This is a genomic window from Halorubrum sp. DM2, from assembly GCF_901686465.1.
GTDB lineage: Archaea > Halobacteriota > Halobacteria > Halobacteriales > Haloferacaceae > Halorubrum.
Map to the genome: position 1 here is coordinate 1,478,618 of NZ_LR594487.1, position 18,884 is coordinate 1,497,501.

General features: G+C 69.8%; 20 protein-coding genes, 1 other RNA gene and 1 pseudogene. 5 read left to right on the forward strand and 17 right to left on the reverse strand.

Annotated elements, in window-relative coordinates; translation table 11 throughout:
- Positions 1-95: 95 nt before the first annotated feature.
- The 12 genes from QOL69_RS07600 to QOL69_RS07655 all read right to left on the reverse strand — a co-directional run bounded on the left by QOL69_RS07600 (position 96) and on the right by QOL69_RS07655 (position 10,241).
- Positions 96-1,301 carry a mechanosensitive ion channel family protein gene (locus QOL69_RS07600; protein ID WP_283402702.1) on the reverse strand — a complete coding sequence of 402 codons (1,206 nt, stop codon included), beginning with the start codon at positions 1,299-1,301 and terminating at the stop codon, positions 96-98.
- A gap of 130 nt (positions 1,302-1,431) precedes the next feature.
- Complete coding sequence (locus tag QOL69_RS07605; RefSeq protein WP_283402703.1) at positions 1,432-2,178, reverse strand: HAD family hydrolase; 747 nt, start codon at positions 2,176-2,178, stop codon at positions 1,432-1,434.
- The gene (gene phnE, locus QOL69_RS07610) at positions 2,175-2,969 is read right to left on the reverse strand and encodes a phosphonate ABC transporter, permease protein PhnE (RefSeq protein WP_048077925.1); all 795 of its coding nucleotides are present in this window, start codon (positions 2,967-2,969) and stop codon (positions 2,175-2,177) included. Before phnE (QOL69_RS07610) ends, QOL69_RS07605 begins: the two co-directional genes overlap by 4 nt.
- The gene (phnE, locus tag QOL69_RS07615; RefSeq protein WP_048077924.1) at positions 2,969-3,805 is read right to left on the reverse strand and encodes a phosphonate ABC transporter, permease protein PhnE; all 837 of its coding nucleotides are present in this window, start codon (positions 3,803-3,805) and stop codon (positions 2,969-2,971) included. Before phnE (QOL69_RS07615) ends, phnE (QOL69_RS07610) begins: the two co-directional genes overlap by 1 nt.
- 3 nt (positions 3,806-3,808) lie before the next feature.
- Positions 3,809-4,669, reverse strand: a complete 861-nt coding sequence (gene phnC, locus QOL69_RS07620; protein ID WP_048077923.1) for a phosphonate ABC transporter ATP-binding protein — start codon at positions 4,667-4,669, stop codon at positions 3,809-3,811.
- 3 nt (positions 4,670-4,672) lie between these two features.
- Positions 4,673-5,899, reverse strand: a complete 1,227-nt coding sequence (gene phnD / locus QOL69_RS07625) for a phosphate/phosphite/phosphonate ABC transporter substrate-binding protein (protein ID WP_283402704.1) — start codon at positions 5,897-5,899, stop codon at positions 4,673-4,675.
- Between the two features lie 168 nt (positions 5,900-6,067).
- Positions 6,068-7,345, reverse strand: a complete 1,278-nt coding sequence (gene hisD / locus QOL69_RS07630) for a histidinol dehydrogenase (RefSeq protein ID WP_283402705.1) — start codon at positions 7,343-7,345, stop codon at positions 6,068-6,070.
- A 93-nt stretch (positions 7,346-7,438) separates the two neighbouring features.
- Positions 7,439-7,648, reverse strand: coding sequence for a hypothetical protein (locus QOL69_RS07635; protein WP_048077922.1), 210 nt, complete (start codon positions 7,646-7,648; stop codon positions 7,439-7,441).
- Positions 7,649-7,660: 12 nt separating this feature from the next.
- Positions 7,661-8,626: a phytoene/squalene synthase family protein gene (locus QOL69_RS07640; protein ID WP_283402706.1), complete on the reverse strand. Its 966-nt coding sequence runs from the start codon at positions 8,624-8,626 to the stop codon at positions 7,661-7,663.
- Between the two features lie 159 nt (positions 8,627-8,785).
- The gene (locus QOL69_RS07645; RefSeq protein ID WP_255331288.1) at positions 8,786-8,917 is read right to left on the reverse strand and encodes an HVO_2523 family zinc finger protein; all 132 of its coding nucleotides are present in this window, start codon (positions 8,915-8,917) and stop codon (positions 8,786-8,788) included.
- An 84-nt stretch (positions 8,918-9,001) separates the two neighbouring features.
- Positions 9,002-9,571 (reverse strand): hypothetical protein, encoded by a 570-nt coding sequence (locus QOL69_RS07650; protein ID WP_283402707.1) that lies wholly within the window; start codon positions 9,569-9,571, stop codon positions 9,002-9,004.
- A gap of 91 nt (positions 9,572-9,662) precedes the next feature.
- Positions 9,663-10,241 carry a cysteine hydrolase family protein gene (locus QOL69_RS07655; protein WP_283402708.1) on the reverse strand — a complete coding sequence of 193 codons (579 nt, stop codon included), beginning with the start codon at positions 10,239-10,241 and terminating at the stop codon, positions 9,663-9,665.
- Positions 10,242-10,399: 158 nt separating this feature from the next.
- Here QOL69_RS07655 and QOL69_RS07660 point away from each other — a divergent pair, with 158 nt between their 5' ends.
- The 3 genes and pseudogenes from QOL69_RS07660 to QOL69_RS07670 all read left to right on the forward strand — a co-directional run.
- Positions 10,400-12,184, forward strand: a complete 1,785-nt coding sequence (locus QOL69_RS07660) for an Hvo_1808 family surface protein (RefSeq protein WP_283402709.1) — start codon at positions 10,400-10,402, stop codon at positions 12,182-12,184.
- A gap of 92 nt (positions 12,185-12,276) precedes the next feature.
- Complete coding sequence (locus QOL69_RS07665; protein WP_283402710.1) at positions 12,277-13,437, forward strand: nicotinate phosphoribosyltransferase; 1,161 nt, start codon at positions 12,277-12,279, stop codon at positions 13,435-13,437.
- A gap of 110 nt (positions 13,438-13,547) precedes the next feature.
- Positions 13,548-13,688 (forward strand): annotated as a pseudogene (locus QOL69_RS07670) (ferritin-like domain-containing protein); the annotation flags it as partial.
- A 62-nt stretch (positions 13,689-13,750) separates the two neighbouring features.
- Here the strand turns inward: QOL69_RS07670 and QOL69_RS07675 are convergent.
- The 4 genes from QOL69_RS07675 to QOL69_RS07690 form a co-directional block, all read right to left on the reverse strand.
- Complete coding sequence (locus QOL69_RS07675; RefSeq protein ID WP_283402711.1) at positions 13,751-14,164, reverse strand: metal-dependent transcriptional regulator; 414 nt, start codon at positions 14,162-14,164, stop codon at positions 13,751-13,753.
- Positions 14,161-14,325 carry a hypothetical protein gene (locus tag QOL69_RS07680; protein ID WP_283402712.1) on the reverse strand — a complete coding sequence of 55 codons (165 nt, stop codon included), beginning with the start codon at positions 14,323-14,325 and terminating at the stop codon, positions 14,161-14,163. Before QOL69_RS07680 ends, QOL69_RS07675 begins: the two co-directional genes overlap by 4 nt.
- A 2-nt stretch (positions 14,326-14,327) precedes the next feature.
- Positions 14,328-15,143: a DUF7260 family protein gene (locus QOL69_RS07685; RefSeq protein WP_283402713.1), complete on the reverse strand. Its 816-nt coding sequence runs from the start codon at positions 15,141-15,143 to the stop codon at positions 14,328-14,330.
- A 300-nt stretch (positions 15,144-15,443) separates the two neighbouring features.
- Positions 15,444-16,046, reverse strand: a complete 603-nt coding sequence (locus QOL69_RS07690; RefSeq protein ID WP_048077917.1) for a TIGR00296 family protein — start codon at positions 16,044-16,046, stop codon at positions 15,444-15,446.
- A gap of 129 nt (positions 16,047-16,175) precedes the next feature.
- On the opposite strand from QOL69_RS07690, the gene rnpB reads away from it, so the two are divergent.
- An RNA gene (gene rnpB, locus QOL69_RS07695) (RNase P RNA component) lies at positions 16,176-16,557 on the forward strand.
- 410 nt (positions 16,558-16,967) lie between these two features.
- On the opposite strand, the gene htpX is transcribed toward rnpB, so the two are convergent.
- Positions 16,968-17,840 (reverse strand): zinc metalloprotease HtpX, encoded by an 873-nt coding sequence (htpX, locus tag QOL69_RS07700; RefSeq protein WP_283402714.1) that lies wholly within the window; start codon positions 17,838-17,840, stop codon positions 16,968-16,970.
- Between the two features lie 103 nt (positions 17,841-17,943).
- On the opposite strand from htpX, the gene QOL69_RS07705 reads away from it, so the two are divergent.
- On the forward strand, positions 17,944-18,864 hold the full coding sequence (locus QOL69_RS07705; RefSeq protein WP_283402715.1) for an NAD-dependent epimerase/dehydratase family protein: 921 nt from the start codon (positions 17,944-17,946) through the stop codon (positions 18,862-18,864).
- Positions 18,865-18,884 lie beyond the last annotated feature (20 nt).

The window sequence follows — 18,884 nt, forward strand, 5'->3', positions numbered from 1 at the left end:
CGCGTTCGGTGCGGACACTCAAAACCCTGCCGGCGGGGTCGGGCCGGTCGGCCGGCCGAATCACGCGACAGTCGAGAGCGACCGAACGAGACCGTTCACTGCGCCTCACCGGCGGATCCGGTCGCCGCGCCGTCACCGTCGACGACGCGGTCGCCGTCGGGATCGCGCCGGGCGGTGGAGTCGGACTCGGCGTCGGGATCGCGCCGGGCGGTGGAGACATCCGTGGGGCTCTCCGCGGTCGTCGATCCGACCGCACCCGTGACCGTCACGTCGCGTTTCGGATAGGGGATCTCGATCTCGGTGTCGGCCAAGCCCTTGTACAGCGCGCGGTTGAGCTCGTGTTGCGCCCGCCGTCGCCGCGTCGGTCCGTCGACCCAGCAGAGGAGTTCATACTGGAGCGCCGAGTCGCCGAACGAGCGGAACCGGGCCCGCGGCTTCGGCGAGTCGCGGACCAGCGGCTCCGCCAGCGCGACCTCGACCGCGAGCGCCTCGAACGCGTCCACGTCGGTCCCGTAAGCGACGCCGATCGGGACCCGGACGCGACGCCGACGCCCCGGGGCGGACTCGTTCGTCACCTTCGCGGCGTTGAGCACCGCGTTGGGGACCGTCACCAGCACCTCGTCGCGGGTGAGGACCGTCGTCGAGCGCACGCCGACCTTGATCACCGTCCCGGCGGTCCCGTCGTCGAGGACGATGTAGTCGCCGATCTTGTAGGTGTCGTCGAAGTACAGCGCGATCCCGCCGAAGAAGTTCGCGACCGTGTCCTTCGCGGCGAACCCGACCGCGATGCCGGCGACCCCGGCCGCGCCGAGCAGGGGCGTGATCTCGATGCCCCAGAGCCACAGCAGCGTCCCGACGCTCCCGACCAGCACCGCGAGCGTCCAGACGTTCGAGAACACGGGCGCGAAGTCGAAGCGTCCGCCCTCCTCGTTGACTGCGGCCACGAGCCGGTTCACGACGGTGTTGGCGGCGTACGCCCACACGAAGACGATGACCGACAGCGACGGCCGCCCGAAGAGGTCGTCGAGCAGCTGCGGGTCCAAGAGGACGGACGACCGGATCGCCGGGACCTGCGTGAGTACGTACACGCCGGCGAGCGCGGCGGTGACGACGAGCGGTGCCCGCAGCGAGGAGATGACGATGTCGTCGTACGCGGTGTCGGTGTTCGAGACGTATCGTCTGGCGAGCCGGAGAACGACGTACTCCATCCCCACGGCGGCGACGACGGAGACGGCGAGGACGGCGACCGTCGCTTCGAGCGCCGAGAACCCCTCGAACAACGCGGAAAGCGACGGTACCATGCCTTCGAGACGCGCCTGCGAGGGATAACCGTTGCTGCGGACGGCGATTCCACCGCCGAGGTCGGCGGCCCCGAAAGAGACAACCGGGACATCGACCGCGAAGACTCCGAGAGAGAACGGTCGGACCGTCCTACTCGGCGCGCGACCGGTCGGTCGGGACGCCGTCCGAGCGCGTCGTCTCCCCGGTCGACGCGTCCGAACCGACGACCTCAGCGAGCGCGCGGAGGCTCTCGACCTCGAAGGTCGGATCGGCGTCGGGGTCGATCGCGGCGTTGTGGTCGCGCCTGAGGAACACGCCGTCGAGGCCGGCCCGCTCGGCGGCGATCATGTCCGTGGCGCGGTCGCCGACGTAGAGTCCACCGGAGGCGTCCAGCGCGTCGAGCGCCTCGTTCAGGTAGTGCGGGTCGGGCTTTCGGCGGGCGAACCCCTCGGGACCGAGGTCGCGACCGCGGACGAACGAGAACGCGTCGAGCCGGAAGTGGTCGACGACGAACTCGACGGTCGGGTGGTAGTTGTTGCTCACGAGCCCGACGGGGACGCGATCGGCTAGGTTGTCGAGGGCGTCGACGTCGGGGCAGAGCCGCCTCGTACCGGCGGCGAGCCGGGCGATCGCGCGCTTCGCGCTGCGCTCCTCTCGCGCCCGGAAGAACTCGGCGGAGTCGACCCCGAGCTCCTCGCAGGCGGCCCGGAACTCGTCGTCGTACTCGTACGTTTCGAGCGGTCGCCGGAGGTCGCCGGTCACCCGTATCCCCCGCTCTTCGAGCACGTCGTCGAGCGCGCGGGCGTGGACCGCGTCGTCGGTCCCCCACCCGTCGAGGATCACGCCGTCCATGTCGAAGAGGACGACGTCACCCTCGTCGAGGGTCAACGGCCTCATCGGACCTTTTTCCTCGCGTACGCCGAGATTCCTTCGCTCACGATCACAACCGCCAGGATGGCGAAGAGCAGTGCTGACACCGTCCGCCAAGCGAACGAGTTGATCGCCTGGAACAGCTGGACGCCGATCCCGCCCGCCCCGACGAAGCCGAGGATGGTGGCCGCTCGGACGTTGATGTCCCAGCGGTACACCGAGATCCCGACCAATGCGGGCTTGATCTGCGGCACAATCCCGTAGACGAGGAGTTTGAACGGGTTCGCACCGGTCGCGCGGACCCCCTCGACCTGTCCGAAGTCGATCTCTTCGATCTCCTCGCCGAGGAGCTTCGCCAGGAATCCGATCGACCTGACCGCGGTCGCGACCGTCCCGGCGAGCGCGCCGGGGCCGAACATCACGACGAAAAGCAGCGCCCAGACGATCGTATGGACCGACCGCGAGACGGTGACGATGAGCTTTCCGAGCGCGTACGTCGCCTTGTTCGGCGTCGTGTTCTCGGCGCTGATGTAGGCGACGGGTGCGGCCATAAGGACCGCGCCGATCGTCCCGACAACGGCGATCTGGATCGTCTCCGCCAGCGGACCGACGGCGTTCGGTAGGTATCCCCAGTCGGGCGGGTACATCCGTCCGAGCAGGTCGCTGACTTGGAGCGGCGCGGAACCCACGTACCGCAGGCTCATGTCGAGCCACTCCCACGATCCGACCACGATCGCGGCGGCGACGACGACGGAGCCGATCCGGAAGAGCCGCTCCCTCGCGTCGAACCGGCTCCAGTCGCTCGCGGCTCCCGCCATCACTGGACCCTCCGTCGGACGACCGCGCTGACGAACTCCGCCACCAGGACGACCGCGATGATGGCGATCAAGATTGCGGCCACGTAGTCGTACTCGTACCGGGAGTAGGACCGCTGGAGGAGCACGCCGAGTCCGCCCGCCCCCACGATCCCGACGATCGTCGACGACCGGATGTTGATGTCCCAGCGGTACACCGCGAGGCCGGCGAACCGCGGGACGACCTGCGGGACGACCCCGTAGACGAGCCGCTGGAACCGGGAGGCACCCGTCGCCTCGATCGCCTCGACGCCGCCCATGTCGATGTCTTCTAAGTCTTCGGCGAACAGCTTCGAAAAGAACCCGACCGTCTTGAAGCTGATCGCGAAGATCCCCGCGAGCGGCCCGAACCCGAGCGCGATGACGGCGATGATCGCGACGATCAGCCCGTCGATGGCGCGCGAGACGCTGATTATCCCCCGGCTCAGGTAGTACGTCGGCCGGGGCGAGAGGTTCCCAGCCGCCCCGAGCGCCACCGGCAGGCTGATCGCGATCCCGGAGACGGTCGCGATCATCGCCATCGCGATCGTCTCGATCATGCGATCGACCAGCCTAGCGATGTTTTCGCTCCCGGTCTCCGGCGGCAGCATCGAGTCGATCAGCTCGTAGCCGTAGCCCAGCCCCGAGATGAACCGCCCGGGAGTGATCCGGAGGCTCGCGACCGACCAGACGACGAGCGCGAGGACGGCCCCGTACACCGCCCACTTCGCGGAGCGGTTTCGGAACGCGGTCGGGCGTCTCCACGTCCGCCGTTCGGCCGCGTCGAGCGAGTCGGTCGACGTCGGTGACTCGGTCGCCATCGGTCAGTCCTCTGCCGGGAGGCGGCCGTTTCCGGCGTTCGACCCGTCCCCGGTGATCTCGGGCGTGCCCTCGCCGCCGGTGCCGTTCGACAGTCGATCCGGGTCTGTCGCCGCCGACGCCGGCAGCTCCTCGCCCCGGTAGATGACGCCCTTCGACTCGTCTGTGAGGTCGGCCGCCGGGCCGTCGAAGACGAGCTCCCCGTCGTGGAGCCCCAGGATTCGGTCGGCGTATCGTTCTGCGAGATCGACCTCATGGATGTTTATCACGACCGGGACATCGCGCTCGACGGCGATGTCCGTCAGCAGCTCCATCACGTCCCGCGACGTTTCGGGATCGAGACTCGACGTGGGCTCGTCGGCCAAGACGATCTTCGGCTCTTGGACCACCGCCCGCGCGATACCGACCCGCTGGCGCTGGCCGCCGGAGAGCTCGTCGACTCGCTTGTTTTCCATGTCGTCGAGACCGACGAGGTCGAGCAGCTCGTACGCGCGCTCGACGTCCTCCGGCGGGAAGTTCCGGCGGAGTGCGGCCCAGTTCGAGACGTAGCCGAGCCGCCCGGACAGGACGTTCTCCATCACCGTGAGCCGCTCGACGAGGTTGTACTCCTGGAACACCATCCCGATGTCCCGGCGGGCGTTCCGGAGCTCGTCCTCGCCGAGTCCCGTCAGTTCGCGGTCATCGAGGCGGACGCTCCCTGTGGTCGGCTCGACGAGTCGATTGATACACCGGACGAAGGTGCTCTTGCCGGCCCCGCTCGGGCCGATCATCGCGACGACCTCCCGGCCGCCGATCGTGACCGACACGTCGCGGAGCGCCTCGTCGCCGGTCGGATACGTCTTCCCGAGGTTCTCTGTTTCGAGCATCGGTTACAGGTTCCCGCTCTCGTACTCGACGCCGTTGTACCGCTGGATGACCATGATGTCGTTGAAGACGGTCTTGTAGTCGATCGGGACGTATTCGGCCTCGCCGGTCTGCTCCGCGTAGTCGGTCCCCGTCCAGTCGGTCTCGATGTAGGCCTCCTTGATCCCCTCGACGATGTCCGGGTGGAGGTTGTAGCGGTGGACGACCGGACCCGGCGGGAACGGATTGCTGGCCCAGACCACTTTGAAGTCGTCGTAACTCATGTCGTCGTTCGCTTGGATGAGGTCGTCCAGACAGGTGCTACAGATCGGGCCGCAGTCGTAGTCGCCCACGAATATCCCGCGACCGGACTGGTCGTGGCCGCCCGAGAACTCCACCTCGTAGTCCTCGCCGGGCGTCACGTCGAAGTACTGGTCGAACAGCGCCGACGGTGCCTGATTCCCGGAGTTCGACGCCGGCTCGGTGTGGGTGACGTCGTAGTCAGGGAAGTCTCTGACCGACTGGATCTCGTCCATGTCGGCGCGGGTGATCGCGAGCAGCCGATACCCGAACTGGCCGGTGGGACTGATGGGGTCCGCGAACGGGACAGCGCCGCCGAGGTTGACCGCGAACGCCGTCGTCCCCGTCGAGACGTTTCCCAAGTGAGCGCGCCCCGAGCGGAGGGCCTCGACGGACGCCGCGTTGGAGTCGACGGGTTGCCACCTGACCGACCGACCGGTCGTCTCCTCGATCCGGTCCATCATCGGCTGGATGGTCTCTTGGAACTGCGCCTGACCGGACTCGCCGGGTTTGTCGACGAACACGAGCGGATCGGGGTCGACCCAGTCGCTCTCGTCGTCGGGCAGTTCCCGCGGCGGCTCACCGTGGGCCACCTCGTCGATGTCGCGGTTCCGCATGTTCTCCAGGTCGGTCGCGCTCCCCTGGAAGTAGTCGTTCTCCGCGACGGCCGTCAACAGGTAGTTGTTCTCCTCCCAGTTGGGGTTCGCGTACTCGAACTCCGAGGCGTCCCTGAGCATCGGGTCGCCCGGCTCTCCGCTGTCGCCGCCGTCGCTTCCGTCGCTTCCGTCGCCCCCATCGCTCCCGTCGCCGCCGTCGAGGCCGGCACCGGCGTCGCCGCTCTCACCGCTCCCGCCGGAACAGCCCGCCAGTCCGGCGAACGCGGCCGCACCGCCGGCCACGAGAAATTTCCGCCTAGAACTCGGTCCCGTCCGTCCGCGGTCGTCGTTCGACATTACGGCTAAGACAACCTATTTCGACGCTATGAAGCCTGCTATGAGTGATATTGCGGTATCAACGCCGCTCGGAGAGGCGGGGGAACGGTACTGACCGACAGTTCCCGTCCCGACGGCTACCGCGCGGTCGAGAGGGATATATACGGCTCCGGAGCGCTCCGAAACGGGTCACTCGAACCGCTTCCGCACGCTCTCGGCGTGCGCCTCCAACCCCTCCGCCTCGGCGAGCGACGTGATCGTCTCGGAGAGGTCGTCGAGGGCGTCACGGTCGAGCCGCTGGACCGTCGACGACCGGAGGAAGGTGTCCACGGAGAGCCCGCCGTACCGCTTCGCGCCGCCGTTCGTCGGCAGCACGTGGTTCGTCCCGGTCGCGTAGTCGCCGGCCGCCACGGGGGAGTACGGTCCGAGGAACACCGAGCCGGCGTTCGCGATCCGGTCTAAGAGCGCCTCGTCGTCGTCGGCCACGATCGAGAGGTGTTCGGCGGCGTACTCCTCGGCGAACAGCACGGCCTCGGGCATCGAGCGCGCGTGGAGGACGCCGGAGGCGTCGTTGTCGAGGGCGGCCCGGATCGTCTCCTCGCGCTCTCGCTCGGCCGCCTGCGCGTCGACCGCGTCGGCGACGGCGTCGGCGAGGTCGGCGTCGTCGGTGACCGCGACCACGGAGGCGTTCGGGTCGTGTTCGGCCTGCGCGATCAGGTCCGCCGCGACCAGTTCGGGGTCCGCCGTCTCGTCGGCGAGGACGAGCACCTCGCTCGGCCCGGCGAGGAAGTCGATCTCGACGTCGCCCTGAACGATCGACTTGGCGGCGGTGACCCACTTGTTGCCGGGGCCGACCACCTTCTGGACCCGGGTCACGGTCTCCGTCCCGTACGCGAGCGCGCCGATGGCCTGCGCGCCGCCGACCTGATACACCGCGTCGGCCCCCGCCTCGTGGATCGCCGCGAGGGTGACCGGGTTGAGCTCCTCCGCCGGAGGCGTCGCGACCGCGACGTGGTCGACGCCAGCGACGACCGCGGGGATGACGCCCATCAGCGCGCTGGAGGGGTAGGCGGCCGCGCCGCCGGGCACGTACACGCCGACGCGGTCGATCGGTCGGAACCGGCGGCCCAGCTCCCGGCCGCCGAAGTCGTCGCGCCAGTCCTCGGGGCGCTGTCGCTCGTGGAACGCCCGCACGTTCGCCGCCGCCTCCTCGACCGCGTCGAGGACCGGGTCGTCCGCGTCGGCCAGTTCGTCGTGCGCGCGCTCCGCCGCGTCCGTCACGTCGACGTTGCCGACGGCGACGCCGTCGAACTCTTCTGCGAACTCGCGGACCGCGACGTCGCCCTCCTCGCGGACCCGCTCGACGATCTCCCGCACGTCTTCGCGGACCCCCTCGACGCCGGCGTCGCGCTCGAAGAAGGCGCGCCGCTCGGCCGGCGAGAGGTCCGCGACGGTTCGTACGTCCATACGCCCCGTCGGAGGCGGCGGGGCAAGGGCGTTCCGACTCGGCCGGGCCGTCGCGGGCGCGTCAGCCGTCCGACTATTCCATCGGTCGGCCGACTACTCCATCGGCCGGATCCCGGTCGCGTCGAGGACGGCGAGGACGAAGAGCGCGACGAGCAGCGCGGCGGCCGCGAAGAGAACGGGTGCCGACACGGCGACGGCGACCTCGTAGGGGGCCACCAGTCGAGTCACGCCACGGAGGAGGAAGGAGGCGAACACGAGCCCGAACGCGGCGACCGCGAGGGAGACGAACCGGGAGCGCTCCATGCGGGCCGCCGGTCAGTCCGTCTGCGGGACGCCGGTGCCGTGCGGGCCGTGACCGTGGCGGTCGTGGCCGGGATCGAAGTCGGTACACATGTCGTAGAACACGGCCTCCGGGTCGCGATTCCACTGCCACTTCCAGCGGGTGCGGACGAGCAGCGAGATCTTCCGGGCGAACGACAGCTCTGGCGTCGCCGACACCGTGTCGTAGCCGCGGTTTCGGATGAGGCGGTGGTGGTCGACGTACAGCACCGCCGCGAGCAGCACCGCAAGCTGGCAGTCCTCGGGGAGGTACTTGATGCCCGCGACGCCCTCCTCGTAGAGCTGCTCGGTGCGGGCCATCTCTTCGCGGACCGCGGCCGCGACGTGCTCGTCGAACTCCAGATCGAGGATCTGCTGCTCGCTCACGCCGTGGCGGCGGAGCGTCTCCAGCGGGAGGTAGATCCGGTCGCGCTCGACCACGTCCTCGCGGACGTCCCGGAGGAAGTTCGTCATCTGGAACGCCTCGCCGAGCTTCGTGGCGTGCGGGAGCGCCTCGGCCTCCGCCTCGGGATCGAGGTCCATGATCGCCGTCATCATTCGCCCGACTGCGGCCGCGGAGCCGTCCATGTACGCCTCCAAGTCCGCGTAGGTCTCGTACCGGTCGGTGTCGATGTCGCTCGCCATCGCGTCGACGAACGAGTGGACGTCCGCGTCGGGGATGTCGTTGCGCTCGCACACCTCGGCGAACGCCTCCAACACCGGGTCGTCGGTCGGCTCCTCGCCGAGCGCGGTCGCCCGGAGCCGGTCGAGCTCGGCACGCTGTTCGGCCGGCGGCGCGGTGTCCGCCGCGTCGACGACCTCGTCGGCGATCCGGAAGAAGCCGTACAGCACGTACGTCGGATGGCGGATCCGCTGGGGAAGCAGCCGGGTGGCGACGTGGAACGTCTTCCCGGTGCGGCGTTGGATCCGCTTGCTCCGGGCAACCTGCTTTTGCTCTACCATGCTGACCCCGGGAGGTCGGCAAGGAGGGTCACGTACGGGTCGCCCATCATGTGGTAAAAATCGAACTCCAAGAACATAACAGTTCGCACGACTCAGTTTGGTCCCCGTCCGGGTCGGGTAATTCCGCTCTCGCAGGCGGCGTGCGAACCGACCGTCCGGTCAGTAGAACGTGTCGCTACAGTCGTAGACGACGCCGTGCGCCGGACAGACGTACTTACAGTGTCGGTGGTACATCGGCGTCTCACAGACCGGGCACGGGCGACCGCCGTCGTCCGCGGTTCCGTCGCTCACGACGGAGACACGAGGGCGGGAGCAAAAACGCTGTCCACCCGCCGCCCGCGCGGCGGGACCTGACTGGTCAGCCGTCGGGACGACTCACTCTTCGGCGGCGAGGCGCTCGAAGACGGAGGTGGCGACCGACTCCTCGCCGAACGGGAGCGTCAGCACGCCCTCCCACTCGGATCCCGTGAGCGCGTCGACGGTCTCCCGGTCGAGTTCGACGCGCCTGACCTCGGTCCCGTCGAGCGCCATCGACACCACGAACGCCGCCGGGTCGTCGGTCGCGCCCGCGTCGTTGAGGCGGCTCCGGAACGACTCGACGCCCGCCTCGGAGAGGACGACCTGGACGAGGTACTCGTCGCCCTCGGCGAAGATGCCCTTGACGCGGGCGAGGTCGCTCGCGTCGAACAGCCGCGCGTCGGTCCCGTCGTCGCCGATGAGCCGCGCCGCGAACGGCGCGCCGGGGTCGACGGGGGCCGCGGTCGGCCCGCCGTCGCTCGTGCCGGCGGTCCCGCTTCCGCCACCGCCCGCCGGTCCCGGGCCGTCGCCGCCGACACCCTCCATCGCCTCGCCGTCCGTCACCCGCGCCGCGCCGGCGAACCCGACGGCACCGACCCCACAGACCGCGCCGAGGCCGCCGAGTACGCCCCGTCGAGAGATGTCCATACCTCGCGGTTCCGGCGAGCGGTAAAAAGGGTTACACGCCGATTACCGCGCGTGATAATCGCGGTTCGGAGGAATCGAAGCGGCGACGGCCCTACTCCGACGCGAAGGCGACCTCGTCCCGGCTCGTCGTCTCGCCGAACAGCCAGTCGGCGTGGTCGACCGCGTACTCGCGGTGGTCCTCGGTGATGTAGCCCAGCGCGTCCTCGACGACGACCGGGCGGTAGTCCCGGAGCCCCGCGCTGCCCGCGGTGTGGAGGACGCAGACGTTCGCGAGCGTGCCGCAGATCAGGAGGTCACAGATTCCGTGCGCGTCGAGGTACCCCTCCAGATCCGTCTGATAGAAGGCGTCGTAGGTGTGCTTCTCGACGACGTGGTCGTCGTCGCGCACGTCGAGGTCGCCGACGAGTTCGGCGTCCCACGACCCCTCGACGACGTGTTCGCCCCACCGGTCGAACTCGTCGTAGTAGTGCGTGTCGTCGAACTGCTCGGGCGGGTGGACGTCGCGGGTGTAGACGACGCTCGCGCCGGCGTCGCGGGCGCGGTCGACGAGCGCCGTCACCGGCTCGACCGCCGCCTCGCTCGGCTCGGCGTAGAGGCTCCCGTCGGGGTGACAGAACCCGTTTTGCATGTCGACGACGACCACCGCGGTCTCGGTCGGATCGAACGCCATATCCAGTGTTGGAGCGCGGCCCTCAAAAAGCGTCGTCCCGGCCGCCCAGATCGCCGCCTCAGTTGCCGACGGCGAGGGCGAGCCGCGGCGAAAAATCCGCCGGCGGCGACGCCGAAGGAACCAACAGACTACTTACTAGGGCGTCCGATACGATCCGTATGCGACGGGTTCTCACCCCCTCGACCGCGGCCGCCGTCGTCGCCGCGCTCGCCGTCCTGTGTGTCGCCCTCACCGCCGGTGCCGCCGCCGCGCCGGACGCCGGCGCTGCCCACGCCGCGTCCGTCGGCGACTCCGCGGCGTCGGACCCCGTGTCCTCCGCGTCCGCCGACGAGTGCGATCCCGGAGACGGCACCGAGTTGGTCGGCTGCTGGAACGGAACGCACTACGAGGAGTCGGTCGACTTCAACGAGACCGGCGGGCTCAACGAGACGCAGTTGGCGGCGCTGACGGACCTGACGATGGCACGCGTCGAACACGTCCGCCAGCGGCCCTTCCGCGAGGACGTGCCGGTCGAGACGGTGTCGCGCAGCGAGTACGCGAACGACACCGCGAGCGGGGGCAACGAGTCCGAGGCGTTCCGCCGCTGGAACGACCAGGTGTGGAGGGCGCTGTTCGTCGTCGGCGACGGCGAGAACGCGAACGACGAGATCGACTCGGTGCTCGGCGGCGCGGTCTCCGGCTTCTACTCGCCGGCCGAAGACCGGATCGTCATCGTCGTCCCGGACGGCGAGTCGGCCGAGGTCGACCCCTCGACGCTCGCGCACGAGCTGCTCCACGCGATGCAAGACCAGTACCACGACCTCACCGACCCGCGCTACGTCGGCGTCACCCAGGACGGCGACCTCGCGGTCAACGGGATCGTCGAGGGAGAGGCGGTCCACGTCGAGGAGCGGTACGCCGCCCGCTGTGCTGACAACTGGACCTGCGTCGAGCCACCTGAAAGCGGGGGCGGTGGCGGCGGCGGGTTCTCCGGGAACATCGGCATCCTCCAGACCGTCCTCCAGCCGTACGGCGACGGGGCCCTCTACGTCCGCGACCTCGTCGACGAGGGCGGGTGGGCGGCCGTCAACGAGACGATGAACGACCCGCCGAACTCGACGGCTGAGGTGATCCATCGGAACCCCGACTACGAGACGAGCGAGGTCGACTTCGAGGACGCCGCGACGGGCGGCTGGGAGACATACGGAGACCAGGGTGTCGACGGCGCGGAGACCGCGGGCGAGGCGTCGATGTTCGTGATGTTCTGGTATCAGAGCGCCGGCGTCCAGTTCGACGGCGCGTACGAGTACCCGATCCTCGATCCCGACCGATCCGTCGGCGGGAACTTCAACATCCTTCTCGAAACGGACGCACAGCTCCAGACGCGGGGGACCTACAACTACGCACACCCCGTGACGGACGGGTGGGCGGGCGACGAGCTGTACCCGTACCGGAACGGCGACCGGGACGGGTACGTCTGGGCGACGGAGTGGCAGACGGAGGCCGACGCCGAGGCGTTTCGCGACGCCTACGTTCGGATGCTGAACGCACACGGCGACGGGATATACGAGGACGGAACCGTCTACGCCATCGGCGACGAGAGCGACTTTCCCGGGGCGTACGGCGTCGAGCGCGACGGGACGAGCGTGACGATAACCCACGCGCCGTCTCCCGAGGGCGTCCTCGAACTGCGCCCGGACGCCGACCTCGCGTTCCCGGACGCCGACGGGACGGACGGGGCGGACGGGAGCGGCGACGGTGACGGCACCGACGGCGGGAGCGACGACGCTAACGGCACCGACGGCGGAGACGGCGGGAACGGAAGCGACGGCACCGACGGGAGTGACGGCACCGACGGGAGCGACGGCGACAGCACCGAAAACAGCGCGCCCGGGTTCGGCGTCGCGGCGGCGCTCGTCGCCCTCGTGGCCGCGCTGGGGCTGTCCGCGCGACGGTCGTCGTAGTCCGGCGCTCGTCGGCGTCGAGGGGCGACGGAACTGTCTCGGAACCGGCGCGACACGGGTGGCTTTTCGTTCCGGCGGCCGAAGGGTCGGACATGAGCGAGTTCGACATCGTCGATGCGACCGCGGTCCGTGAGGGGCGCGCAACCGACGCGTACTTCGAGCGGACCGAGGCGGCGCTGGAGGCCGCGGGGCGGAACCCCCGCGTCGTCGCCGAGGTGACCGCGGACCAGTTCCCGGACGGGGAGTTCGAGCTGTTCGCCGGGCTGGGGAACGCGGTGGAGCTGCTGGCCGGCCGCGACGTCGACGTCCACGCGATCCCCGAGGGGCGGCTGTTCGACGGCGGCCCGGTGATGCGGATCGAGGGGCCGTACCTCGCGTTCGCGCGGTTGGAGACGTCGCTTCTGGGGTTCCTCTCGCACGCGTCCGGGATGGCGACGGCGGCGCTGGACTGCCGGCTCGCCGCGCCCGAGTCGAGCGTCCTCTCCTTCGGCGCGCGCCACGTCCACCCCGCGATGACCGCCGCGGTCGAGCGGTCGGCGCTCGTCGGCGGGTTCGACGGCTTCTCGCACGTCGCCGCGGGCGAGTTGATCGGCCGGGAGGCGTCCGGGACGATGCCCCACGCGCTCGCCATCTGTTTCGGGCGGGGCCAACAGGAGGCCGCGTGGCGCGCCTACGACGAGGGCGTCCCGGGAGATGCGCCCCGGATCGCCCTCTGTGACACCTACTCCGACGAGGTAGACGAGGTGCTCCGGGCCGTGGAGACGCTCGGCGACGACCTCGACGGCGTCCGCCTCGACACCACCGGCTCCCGACGCGGCGACTTCCGGCACATCGTCCGCGAAGTCCAGTGGGAACTCGACGCGCGCGGCCACGCGGACGTCGACGTGTACGTCTCGGGGGGACTCGGTCCCGCGGACCTCCGGGGGCTGCGCGACGTCGTCGACGGGTTCGGCGTCGGCGGGTACGTCTCCAACGCGGACCCGGTCGACTTCGCGCTCGACCTCGTCGCCGTCGACGGCGAGCCGGCGGCCAAGCGGGGGAAGCTCTCCGGCGCGAAGGCCGTTTACCGCACCGCCGACGGTGCCCACGCCGTCGGACTCGCAGACCGCTCGGGGCCCGAGGGAGCCGAGTCGCTCATGGAGCCGGTGATCCGGGACGGCGAGGTCGTCGACGGCGACGCGTTCGACCTGTCGGCGGCGACGGAGCGGGCGCTCGCGGACGCGCCGGCAGTGGGCTACGGGAGCGATCAGTAGTTTCAAATTTTGTATGATATGACGCGTATCGGTTCGGATAGCGCGTCAAATGCGCACACGAACGGCTTTTATGTGACACGAAAGATTGTTTGTTCCTTGATAAGATATGCGTCGCGCTCGCGGACGGACTCGGCGACTACGCGACGAGCCAGATGCTCCGCGAGCAGCTGGAGACGCTCGAAGAGCACGCTCACCACATCGAACACTACCTCGAAGACGACTCGCTCGTCGTCGAGTCCGCGACGAACTGAGACGACGCGGCGGCGGGGGGACTGAGCGACGACCGACCGGCAGCCGACCGATTCCGAATTTTTCAGTCCGCGTCCGACTGCGGGAGCGACACCGCTCCGGGGCCGAGCGGGTCTCCCGGCACCCCGTCGAGCAGCAGGTCGACGAGCCGGTTTGCCACCGTCGGACTCACCAGCGCCGCCATCTCCATCGCCTCGCGCTCGTGGGCGTCGAGTCCCAGCACGTCGCGGAAGAACCACGAGAGCGCGACGTACGCCTCGTGGCGGTCCTCGGCGCGTTCCCGGCCCGCGTCGGTGAGCGCCACGCCGTCGTACGGCTCCCGAGCCACGAGCCCGCGGCGTTCGAGCCGCTGGAGCATCTCCGTCGTCGCGGCCGGCGACCGCCCGACCGCGTCGGCGATCCGTCCCGGCGGAACCGGCGGCGACGACCGGTGTTCCGCGATGTACAGCGCGAGCAGGTACTCCGTCTCGCGCGTCATTCCGACGCCGTCGAACCGCCCTCGCTCGGCTCCTTGTCCGTCGGCCCGTCCCCCGTCGGCCCGTCGTCCCGCGAGTCGCCGCTCTCGGCGTCGGCACCGAACAGCACGAGGCAGGCCCACGCCCAGCCGTTCGCCCGGGCGCGGCGCGGCGAGTCCGACACGGTCACGCCCTCCGAGTCAGGTGGTCGCGGACCGCCCGCTGGCACTCGGTGAGCGTCTCGACGAGCCGCGTGACCGTCGAGAGGACGGGGTGTGAGGCCGGGAAGTCGTCGTAGAGGTACGCGACCGTCGAGCGGTGCCGGAGGCCGACCGCCGCGCCTCGGCTAGCGGTCCGGTCGAGGTCGGCCTGCCGGTCCGCGAGCAGCGACTCGCAGGCCGCGATCCGGTCCGCGAGCGTCTCGTGACGCCGGCGTAGCTCGTCGAACCCGAGCGCCGAGAGGGGCGTCTCGTCCGCGGTCGCCAGCCAGTCGGTGACGTCCCGGATCGTCTCGTGCGCCGACCGGAGGGACGCGGCCTCGCGCTCCAGCGTCCGGTCGAACACCGCGAGCTCCGCGAGCCGGTCGTCGACGGCGGACCCGATCGCGGACGCGACCGGCGGGGTGAGACCGTGGTCAGTCTTCGGCGAGAGCGCGACCGCGACGGCGTCGCCCAGTTCCTCACGGATCGTCGCCGACAGCGGTTCGTCGGCGGCGCGGTCGGCGACGCTGTGGGGGCACACCGTCTCGGCGAACGCCTCTCGGACCCGCCGGCAGCCGTCGGTCGCCGAGGCGGTCCGTCCCCCGACGGCCGCGCGAACGCCGCCGGCTCCCGGTCCGGTACCGGCAGTCGTCTCCCCACCGGAGGCCGCCGGGCCGGAGGCTGTGGGGATCGACGCGACGGTCGACCCGAAGCGCTCGTAGGCCCGTCGCTCGTCCGCGACGACGTCGCGCTCGGCGGCCACACGGTCGCGAGCGCGGTCGACGTGGGTCTCGACGCTCATCGCGGATCACCGCCGGCGGAGGGGTCGACGCGGGCGTCGTCCGAACGTCTCATAGATATTAGGCCCGCCTAAAACATCAAAAAACCATCGATTTTTAGGACGGCCTAAGAAATTGGGCGTCGCGCTCGACGAGGCTACGGCTCTGCGTTCGGCGTCGACCGAGAGAAACGCGATGGGGTGGAAATCGCCCGGACGCGACCGAGCGGGGAGACGGAGAAGGCGGGGAGAGAATAGAAGGCGAGAGACGAAGAAGGGGCGGGAGACGAAGAAGGGCGGGGAGGAGAGGGAGACAGTGAACGACTACAGCTCTTCGACGGCACCGCCGTCGGCGCGCTCTCGGAACACCTGTCCTTCGATGAGCGTCACTATCGTGTCCTCCTCCTGCCACGCGGTGGGGGAGAGCTTCGCCTTCCGGCAGGCGCGCGAGAGGAACTCCGCGCCGGACCAGCCGTTCTCGACGGGGACCGTCGGGTAGAGCCAGCCGTGAGCGTTGCCGCTGTCGACGGCGACGCCGTGGGTGCCGACCTCAAGGTCTTCGAGCGGGTCGTTCGTGAGGATCGTATTCGAGACGACGAACACCGAGACCGTGAGGTTGTCCAGCTCCTTCGGCTCCACCTCGGAGCCGCAGGAGTCGTCGGAGGCCGCCTTGATGGCGGCCTCGACGATGGCGTGGCCGAGCTGGTCGGAGGTCTCCCACGCGCCGGCGCAGCCGCGGAGGCGGCCGCGTCCCCGCGTCGATTCGAGTCGAACGAAGGCACCGGTGCGGGCGTAGAACGCTTCGCGCATGCTGCCGGGTTGTTCGCGTTGTCCGTGTTGGACGAACGACTCGACCGCCTCCCGCGCGAGTTCGACCGCTCGTGCACCGTCGTCGTACGACAGCTGAACGGTCTGAGCCTCGGACATGAGAGACTATTACGTTGCTGACGACTTGAACGCTTCCCTTGTGGCACCGCTCCCGCGGCGTTCGCGGCGTCTCGCCGGAAACGCGCCCGATCGAACCGCTTATTCGCCGGCGGGCGAAAGGGCGGAACGGACAGAGGGAGCCCGACTCCCGTGCCTCCGGCATGAGGAAAGTCCCCCCACCGGCCGGACGGGCGACCGGGCACACGCCCGGAGTCGGAGACGGCTGGCGCTGGAACAGCAACGACACCCCCCGCCTCGACCGATGAGACGCGTTCGGTCGCCGCAGGCGACCGGCGGCGTTCGCGGGATCACCCGCGAACGCGCGAACCGACCCGCAAGGGAAGGGAGTTAACCCGTCGAGGACCGACGTGGCCTCGCCACGCGACGGGCGGGAACGGATGGAACGGCGAATCCTCGCCGGTGCAAGTCCGTGCCATAAGGTAGTCCGGCCACGGCGCGGACGCTCAGCCGAATGTCGGGACGAACCGAAGGGGGCTTACTCCCCTCAGTCCGCTCGTACCGACGAGCGGCGCGCCTCTCCCGCGATTGTTTATAAACCGACAGCGGTGGCGCGTGCCTCCGAGCGGTCGCCCTCGGCGACCGCGAGGAGCACCGCGCGAGGGAGTCGGTGGCGGTCGAGCGAAGCGAAGACCGCCAGCGACGAGGCTGGGGAGGCGCGAGGGGCTGTGCGGAGCGGTGCGGGGCGGGACTCGAAGGGGCAGCCGGGAGGGGGTCGGAGGCGAAGTAAGGACCGGAAGGAGCGAGCAACGCGAGCGACTGAGGACCGCAGCGAGCGTCCGACCCCCTCCCGGCTGGGGCTTCGGCGGTCTCGGTTACAAGGTCGGCTTCACAGTAGCGAGCAGCTGAAGCTTCAACGACATCTATGGCTATCGCCCGACCAAAAGTGGATTATTAGCCGTATCAGGCCGTTTCCAGCTCTTTTTCCATCTCGCGGAGCCGCTCGATGCGGTTCTCCGTCGACGGGTGCGTCGAGGCGATCTTGCCGACGAAGCCGGCCTTGATCGGGATGATGAAGAACGCGTTCATCTCCGCCTCCTCGCGGAGGTCCTCCTTGGGCACCTTGTCCATCCGGCCGTCGATCGTCATCAGCGCCGAGGCGAGCGCGCCGGGCTGGCCCGTGATCAGCGCCGCACCGCGGTCGGCGGAGTACTCGCGGTACCGCGAGAGCGCGCGGATGAGCAGGAACGAGATCACCCAGACGACCAGCGACACGAGGATCGCCACGATGACGGGCGCGCCCTGCCGGTTGTCGCCGCCGAACAGCCACCCCCACCGCACGATGAAGAAGGCGATGGTCGAGAGGAACGACGCGATGGTCATCACCATCACGTCGCGGTTCTTCACGTGGGCGAGCTCGTGGGCGAGGACGCCGTCCAACTCGTCTTCGTTCAGGCTCTCCAGCAGCCCGGTCGTCACCGCGACGGTGGCGTTCTTCTTGTTCCGGCCGGTCGCGAACGCGTTCGGCACCTGCGTGTTCGCGACGGCGACCGTCGGCTTCGGCAGGTCGGCCTGCTGGCTCAGCCGCTCGATCCGACGGTGGAGGTCGGGGTACTCGTCCGCGCTCACCTCGCGAGCGCCCATGCTCCGGAGCGCCAGCTTGTCGCTGAAGAAGTACTGCGCGAGCGAGAACCCGCCGAGCATGATCAGGATCGTCAGGCTCCCAACATCGAAAAACGTCACGAGGACCCCGACGAAGGCGACGTAGAGGGCGAACAGGAGGAACATCGTCAGTCCCATCCGTCCGCGTAACCCCCAGTCTGTCTTCCATTCCATGGCGTTGAATAACCGTTCAGCGCGTTAAAGCCTGCCGGAGGCCACGCCGTCCCGCACCCGACAAGTGCGGTGCGTTTTTCGCCCGTCCGCACGACCGACTGGCATGGAAACGGTACTCGTTACGGGCGGCCGCGGAGCCTCCGGGCGCTGGGTCGTCGACCGGCTCGCCGGCGACTACGAGGTCGTCGTCGTCGACTACGACCACCCGGGGCTCGGCGTCGACCCCGCTCCGAACGTCTCGTTCCGTGCGGCCGACCTCGCGGAGCGTGGCGAAGCGCTCGACATCGTCGCCGCGGTCGACCCCGACGCGGTCGTCCACTGGGCCGCCATCCCGGTCGCCGGCACCCACCCGGAGGGGCGGGTGTTCGAGGCGAACGCGCTCGCCGCCAAGAACGTCCTCGACGCCGCCGGCCGGGCCGACGCGCGGATCGTTCAGGCCTCTAGCGACGGCGCGTACGGCTTCTTCTTCGCCGACCCGACGCCGCTCCCGGACGAACTGCCGATCACCGAGGACCACCCGCTCCGCCCGGAGGACCCGTACGGGCTCTCGAAGGTGACCGCGGAGGCGGCGGCGGGCGCGGTCGCGCGCCGCCACGACGTGCCGGCGGTATCGATACGCCCGTCGTGGATCCAGTACCCCGGCGCGTACGCCTGCCGCGCGGACGAGTACGTGACCGACCTCGACGCCGGCGCGGGCAACTTCTGGTCGTACGTCGACGTCCGCGACGTGGCCGACCTCGTCGCGGCCGCGCTCGCGGAGACGGGCGACGGCGACGCTCCCGTCGACCCCGGAACCCACGAGGCGGTGAACTGCGTCGCGGCCGACAACGCCCTCGGCCGCCCGCTGCTCGACCTCCTCCGCGAGGCGTACGACGGCGTCCCCGACGACTCCGCCGTCGACGAGGGCGACGACCGCGGTGCCTACGCGATCGACAAGGCGGATCGGCTGTTCGGATGGACGCCCTCGCGCTCGTGGCGCGACGCCGCCGACGAGGAGGTCGCCGAGCCGACGCTGTTCGAGTGACGGTCGAGCAGCCCGTCCGC